7 protein-coding genes are annotated in these 6,410 nt (G+C 67.1%); 6 read left to right on the top strand and 1 reads right to left on the bottom strand.

What is annotated here, in order from left to right:
• The first annotated feature begins 103 nt into the window (after nt 1-103).
• From ACWELQ_RS34530 to ACWELQ_RS34520, 3 genes are all read left to right on the top strand, one after another.
• Nucleotides 104-283, top strand: a complete 180-nt coding sequence (locus ACWELQ_RS34530; RefSeq protein ID WP_452401218.1) for a hypothetical protein — start codon at nt 104-106, stop codon at nt 281-283.
• Complete coding sequence (locus ACWELQ_RS34525; RefSeq protein ID WP_452401217.1) at nt 280-1,821, top strand: cobyric acid synthase; 1,542 nt, start codon at nt 280-282, stop codon at nt 1,819-1,821. Before ACWELQ_RS34530 ends, ACWELQ_RS34525 begins: the two co-directional genes overlap by 4 nt.
• Nucleotides 1,822-1,887: 66 nt before the next feature.
• Nucleotides 1,888-2,451, top strand: a complete 564-nt coding sequence (locus tag ACWELQ_RS34520) for an alpha/beta fold hydrolase (protein ID WP_452401216.1) — start codon at nt 1,888-1,890, stop codon at nt 2,449-2,451.
• Here ACWELQ_RS34520 and ACWELQ_RS34515 read toward each other — a convergent pair.
• Nucleotides 2,431-3,459: an alpha/beta hydrolase gene (locus tag ACWELQ_RS34515; protein WP_452401215.1), complete on the bottom strand. Its 1,029-nt coding sequence runs from the start codon at nt 3,457-3,459 to the stop codon at nt 2,431-2,433. The genes ACWELQ_RS34520 and ACWELQ_RS34515 overlap by 21 nt on opposite strands.
• Before the next feature lie 148 nt (nt 3,460-3,607).
• Here ACWELQ_RS34515 and mqo point away from each other — a divergent pair, with 148 nt between their 5' ends.
• From mqo to ACWELQ_RS34500, 3 genes are all read left to right on the top strand, one after another.
• Nucleotides 3,608-5,155 carry a malate dehydrogenase (quinone) gene (gene mqo, locus ACWELQ_RS34510; protein ID WP_452401214.1) on the top strand — a complete coding sequence of 516 codons (1,548 nt, stop codon included), beginning with the start codon at nt 3,608-3,610 and terminating at the stop codon, nt 5,153-5,155.
• Nucleotides 5,156-5,173: 18 nt separating this feature from the next.
• On the top strand, nt 5,174-5,623 hold the full coding sequence (locus ACWELQ_RS34505; RefSeq protein ID WP_452401213.1) for a GNAT family N-acetyltransferase: 450 nt from the start codon (nt 5,174-5,176) through the stop codon (nt 5,621-5,623).
• Nucleotides 5,624-5,753: 130 nt separating this feature from the next.
• The coding region (locus tag ACWELQ_RS34500; protein ID WP_452401212.1) for an ATP-binding protein at nt 5,754-6,410 on the top strand (657 nt) is incomplete at its 3' end.

Genomic DNA, 6,410 nt, shown 5'->3' with positions numbered 1-6,410 from the left:
TCGACCGTGGCCTCAAAACCGGCCTGCTGCAACGTGATACGAAGGGAACCCTGCCCAAGTCCGCTTCCTGCCCCCGAACCCCCGCGACGAGGGTCTCGCGACCATGCGCGCCACCATGCGCCGCCACGTCGAGCTCTCCGCGGGCCGCCCGGTCGAGGACGCGGAGAAGCCGGACGATGCCGCCGCCGACAAGCGCGACGCCTACGTCAACCGCGACGCCTACACCAGCAGCGGCCGCGACCACTACGTCTACCGCCCCCGAGCGGAGTACAGCACCCGGTGAAAGGCGCCCTGCTCGTTGCGGGGACCACGTCGGACGCCGGGAAAAGCGTTGTCGTAGCGGGTCTTTGCCGCATGCTGGCGCGGCGCGGCGTGCGCGTCGCGCCGTTCAAGGCGCAGAACATGTCCAACAACTCCGTCGTCACGCTGGACGGCGGGGAGATCGGGCGGGCGCAGGCGTTGCAGGCGCGGGCGTGCGGGTTGGAGCCGAGTGTGCGGTTCAACCCGGTGCTGCTCAAGCCGGGGAGCGATCGTCGCTCGCAGCTTGTGGTGCGGGGCAAGGCGATCGACACCGTGGGGGCCAAGGACTACTTCCGGCATCGGACGGAGTTGCGGGCGATCGTGGCCGAGGAATTGGCCTCGCTGCGGGACGAATTCGATGTGGTGATCTGTGAAGGGGCCGGGTCGCCCGCCGAGATCAATTTGCGGGCAACGGATCTGGCGAACATGGGGCTGGCGCGGGCGGCGGAGTTGCCGGTCGTGGTGGTCGGCGACATCGATCGCGGGGGAGTGCTGGCGCATCTGTTCGGGACCGTCGCGATCCTGGAACCCGAAGACCAGCAATTGATCTCCGGGTTCATCGTCAACAAGTTCCGCGGCGATGTGGATCTGCTGAAGCCGGGGATCGATCAGCTCACCGCGTTGACCGGGCGGCCCACTCTCGGCGTCATCCCGTTCGCCACGGATCTCTGGATCGACGCGGAGGACTCGCTCGGCACCGTCGCCGACGCCCCGGTCGGCCGCCCGCGCCCGCCGCTGGGCGATCAGTGGCTGACCGTGGCCGCCATCCGGCTGCCGCGCATCTCCAACTCCACCGATGTCGAGGCGCTGGCCTGCGAACCCGGTGTCTCGGTCCGCTGGGTCGACGACCCGTCCCGCCTCGCCGGGGCCGATCTGGTGGTGATCCCGGGCAGCAAATCCACCGTCAGCGATCTGGAGTGGTTGCGCCGCACCGGAATCGCCGACGCCCTCACCGCCCGCGCGGCGGCGGGCGCGCCGATCCTCGGCATCTGCGGCGGCTATCAGATGCTGGCCCGCACCATCGTCGACCCGATCGAATCCGCCGCCGGGACCGTTCCTGGCCTGGGCCTGCTGGACCTGGAGATCGAATTCGCCGACCCGAAGGTGTTGCGCCGCTCCAGCGGTCGTGTCCGGGATCATGCCGGGGCGAGCGGTGATAGCGATCTCCCCGTGCACGGCTATGAGATCCACCACGGCCGCGTCACCCGCAACGGCGACCCGGCGTGGTTCGAACTGGACGGTACTGCCGAAGGCAGTGTGCGCGAATCGATCTGGGGCACCCACCTGCATGGTGCGTTGGAGTCGGACGAGTTTCGTCGCGCCTGGCTGCGACAGGTGGCGGACCGAGTCGGGCGCACCGGATTCGTTGTCGCCGACGATGTTTCGGTGGAGCAGGTCCGCGCCGAGCAGCTTGACCTGCTGGCCGACCTCATGGAGAAGCACCTCGATCAGGACCTGCTCGAGCGCCTGATCAGCGGCGGAGCGCTGTCGGATGTCCCAATCCTGACCGTCGCCAAGTGACTCAGGTCACAAAAATACGCCCGACTCGGGTTCGGCCCCCGCACCGCTCCTGTAGCGTGACTTTCCATGGAATCTCGGCGGATCACGGTCGGTGACCGCGAGTGGGCGGTGCGAATTGGCGGACCCGAATCCCGGCACCATGTCCTGCTGCTCCCCGATGCGGGCGATCCGGCCGACGTTTACGACCGGGTCTGCGAACGCCTGCAGACCTCGGACCTGCGCACCATCGTCATCGAATCGATCGACGGTCTCGACATCGAGACGGTGAAGGCCATCCTCGACCAGCTGAAGGTCCCGTGGGCCAACCTGGTCGGCAGCGGCGCGGGCGCGGATCTGGCCTGGCAGCTGGCCGCGCGCGGCTTCGGCCGCTTCATGAGCCTGATCGCCGCAGGCGGCGGCCACCCGGCCGCGCCCGGCCCGGACGGCAGCGTCGCCGACGCCTCCTGCCCGCCGGTGGAGATCCCCACCACCCTGCTGGCCACCAAGCGCCTGCCGCGCCCGGTGGCCGAGGGTTCCAGCCGGTTCGTCTACGGCGAATTCCGGCTGGTCCCCATGGATGTCACCGACGTGCCCGCCGAAGCGGGCCACGAACTGGCCACCGAAGTGGTGCTACGCACCAGCTTCTGGTGATTTCGCCAGCCACTCCAACCATGAATCGAGTTCGGCGAAGGCCCGGGTGCGCGGGGTCTGGGCCGACAGGAAGACATCGTGCCGCGCACCCTCGATCGGCACGATATTGGTCCGGTCGCCCAGGCAGCCCGACCAGCGCTGGATCTGCTTGACGTCGAGCACCAGGTCGGCCAGATCGGCGGCGGGTCCGTATTTGCGCATGAATTTGGTCAGCTTGGACCGCAGGATCAACGCGGGGACACCGATGTCGAGTCCCTTGTGCAGCCGGAACTGCCCGCGCCGGATGGCCCGCAGCCAACCGGCGTGAACGGTGTAGCCGCTCAACGGTTTCCAATCCAGGTTGTAGTCCCACTCGCCGGACACGCTCTTGTGCAGGCTGTCGCCGTAGGCGGTGGAGACGCCCAGCGGAATCTTGGCGAAGCCCCGCAGGCGGCCCAGACCCTCCAGCAGTGGCGTGCCGATCGAGCGGTAGTAGCCCGGTCCTTGCAGATCGAACCACGGGCTGTTGAGCACCAGACCCGTAATGCCTTGTGCCGCAGTGCCGCCCGCGGCCTGCAACCGGTGCAGCCACAGCGAGGTCACCAGCCCGCCGGTCGAATGCGCCATGACGAGCACCGGCAGTCCGGTCTCCTCGCGCATGACCCGCAACGCGCGGTTGAGTTCCTCGTCGTAGAGCGCCAGATCGCTGACATAGTGCGGGGTCTGCCCGGCCCGCTGCGAACGCCCGCATTTGCGCAGGTCCAGCGCGTAGAAGGCATAACCCTGGGCGGCCAGGTGCTGGGCCAGGTGTTCCTGGAAGAAGTAGTCGGTGAAGCCGTGCACGTACAGCACGGCCCGGGTGGTGACCGGCGCGTCGGCCGGGCGGTAGCGGACCAGGGTGGCGACGGCGTCACCCTCGCCGTCCGGATCGGGTCCCAGGGGAAGGGTGAGCTGCTGGTAGTCCTCACCCAGCACGTCCGGCTGCCAGGTGGTGGTCGACGAGGTGGGGGATGACGTATCTGAGGTCACACGCCCAAGATAGACCGCGCCACAACGATGTCCATTTGGGAGGGATCTCTCACATTCGGGGATTTCGAAGCGGGATTCGGGAATGGTCAGGGGCAGAATTGAGTCCAAGTGAACGACGGGTAACCTAACTCCCACCTGGTGACCCCAAATGACAAGGAAGTCGACGAACGCCGTGTCGAACGCTGCCACGATTGAAAAGACCGATGTAGTCCTCATCGGAGCCGGCATCATGAGTGCCACCCTGGGCGCCTTGCTCCGACAGGTGCAGCCGGACTGGTCGATCAATATCTTCGAGCGCCTGGACGAGGCCGCCGGGGAGAGCAGCGACCCCTGGAACAACGCGGGCACCGGCCACTCGGCCCTGTGCGAGCTGAACTACACGCCGCGCAACGCCGACGGCTCGGTGGAGATCACCAAGGCCATCGATATCAATGAGCGTTTCCAGGTGTCGCGGCAGTTCTGGTCCTACGCCGTGGAGAACGGGGTGCTGGCCAACCCGTCGAACTTCATCAACCCCATTCCGCACGTGAGCTTCACCCACGGTGCGGACGGCGTCGAGTACCTGCGCAAGCGTCACGAGGCGCTGTCACGGCACCCGCTGTTCGAGGGCATGGAATTCATCGACGACGCAGCGGAATTCAGCTCGCGACTACCGCTGATGGCGAAGGGCCGGGATTTCTCCGAGCCGATCGGCCTGAACTGGTCGGAGAACGGCACCGACATCGACTTCGGTGAGCTCACCAAGGAACTGCTGGCCCACCTGGGCGCGTCCGGCGCGGATATCGCGTTCGGCCACGAGGTGCTCAACCTCACCAAGCAGTCCGACGGCTCCTGGCTGGTCAAGGTGCGCAACCTGCGCAGCCACAAGGTGCGGGTCATCAACGCCAAGTTCGTGTTCGTCGGCGCGGGCGGCGGCGCGCTGCCGCTGCTGCAGAAGTCGGGCATCAAGGAGATCAACGGCTTCGGCGGTTTTCCGGTCTCGGGCCTGTTCCTGCGCGCCACCAACCCGAACCTGGTCGCCCAGCACGAGGCCAAGGTCTACGGTCAGGCGTCGGTCGGCGCGCCGCCGATGTCGGTGCCGCACTTGGACACTCGCGTCATCAACGGTGAGAAGGGCCTGCTGTTCGGCCCCTACGCCGGCTGGACGCCGAAGTTCCTCAAGGACGGCAAGCTGACCGACCTGTTCAAGTCGGTGAAGCCCAACAACCTGTTCTCCATGCTGGGCGTCGGCGTCACCGAGATGGGCCTGGTCAACTACCTGGTCGGTGAGCTGCTCAACTCGCAGGCCGACCGCATCGGCGCGATGGGCGAGTTCATCCCGCGCGCCGACACCCGCGACTGGGAGCTGATCATCGCCGGCCAGCGCGTGCAGGTGATCCGCCGCAAGGGCGCGGGCGGCGTGCTGGAACTCGGCACCGCGGTCGTCGCGGCCGAGGACGGCACCATCGCCGGTCTGCTCGGCGCCTCGCCGGGCGCGTCCACCTGTGTGAGCGCCATGCTCGATGTGATGAAGCGCTGCTTCCCGCGCGAATTCTCCACGTGGGAGCCGAAACTGAAGGAAATGGTGCCGTCGCTGGGCGTCAAGCTCTCGGAGAACCAGGCCCTGTTCAGCGAGGTGTGGGACTGGTCTTCCAAGGCCCTGCAGCTCGATTCGGACAACACGCCCAAGCACGCCGGTATCGCTTCTCACGCCTAGATGTGATAGCAAGACTCGATGATGTCAACGGTTGCTCTCAAAAGGTCGTGGTCCCAAGACCTGGACACCACGACGCTGTACAAGCTGTTGAAACTTCGCGTCGAGGTGTTCGTCGTCGAGCAGAAGTGCGCCTATCCGGAATTGGACGGGTACGACCTGCTGCCGGAAACCCGCCACTTCTGGCTCGACGACGAGGGTGCCGTGATCTGCACCCTCCGTCTCATGGAAGAGCATGAAGACGGCGTCAAGTCCTTCCGCATCGGCCGTCTCTGCACCACCCCCGAAGCCCGCGGCCACGGCTACACCACCCGTCTGCTGCAGGCCGCCCTGGCCGAAGCGGGCTCGGCCACGGTCCGCCTGAACGCCCAGACCTACCTGCTCGACATGTACACCAAGCACGGCTTCAAGCCGGACGGCGCGGAGTACATCGAAGACGGCATCCCGCACATCCCGATGCGCCGCGGCTGACCCCGCACCCACCCGACGCCCGCGCCCGCTGCGAAACCCGCAGCGGGCGCGGCTGTTTCCATTCCGGGGTCGGGGTGGACGGAGGGGGAGGGGTGGGGTTGCCTAGAGTTGGGGCGTGTCCGGTTTCCCTGTGACTTATCCCGAGAGTGTTCGCGCGGCCGCTGATGAGGCCGGGTTTCCGTTTTCCGCCGTGGTGGGGCAGGAGCGGTTGCAGCTGGCGCTGATCCTGTGTGCGGTGCATCCCGGGATCGGGGGCGTGCTGGTGCGCGGGGAGAAGGGGACGGCGAAATCGACCGTGGTGCGGGCGTTGGCGCAGTTGCTGCCGCCGGTGGTGGACGAGTCGGGGGCGCGGCCCGCGCGGCTGGTGGAGTTGCCGGTGGGCGCGACCGAGGATCGGGTCGTGGGCTCGCTGGATCTGGAGCGGGTGCTGCGCGATGGGGAGCAGGCGTTCAAGCCGGGACTGCTGGCCGCCGCCCATCACGGTGTGCTCTACGTCGACGAAGTGAATCTGCTGCACGATCATCTGGTGGATGTGCTGCTGGACGCGGCCGCCATGGGACGCGTGCACATCGAGCGCGACGGCGTCTCGCATACCCATCCCGCGCGATTCGTGTTGGTGGGCACCATGAATCCCGAGGAGGGTGAGCTGCGGCCGCAGCTGCTGGACCGTTTCGGCCTCACCGTGGATGTGGTCGCCTCCCGCTCGAACCGGTTGCGATACACCTCATCGTGCGACAGATCGGCGCTGAGCACCTTCAACGCATCGAGCCTGCGCGGAAACATCGGA

The organism is Nocardia sp. NPDC004722 (genome assembly GCF_053601505.1).
This window is presented reverse-complemented; position numbering and strand designations above follow the sequence as displayed.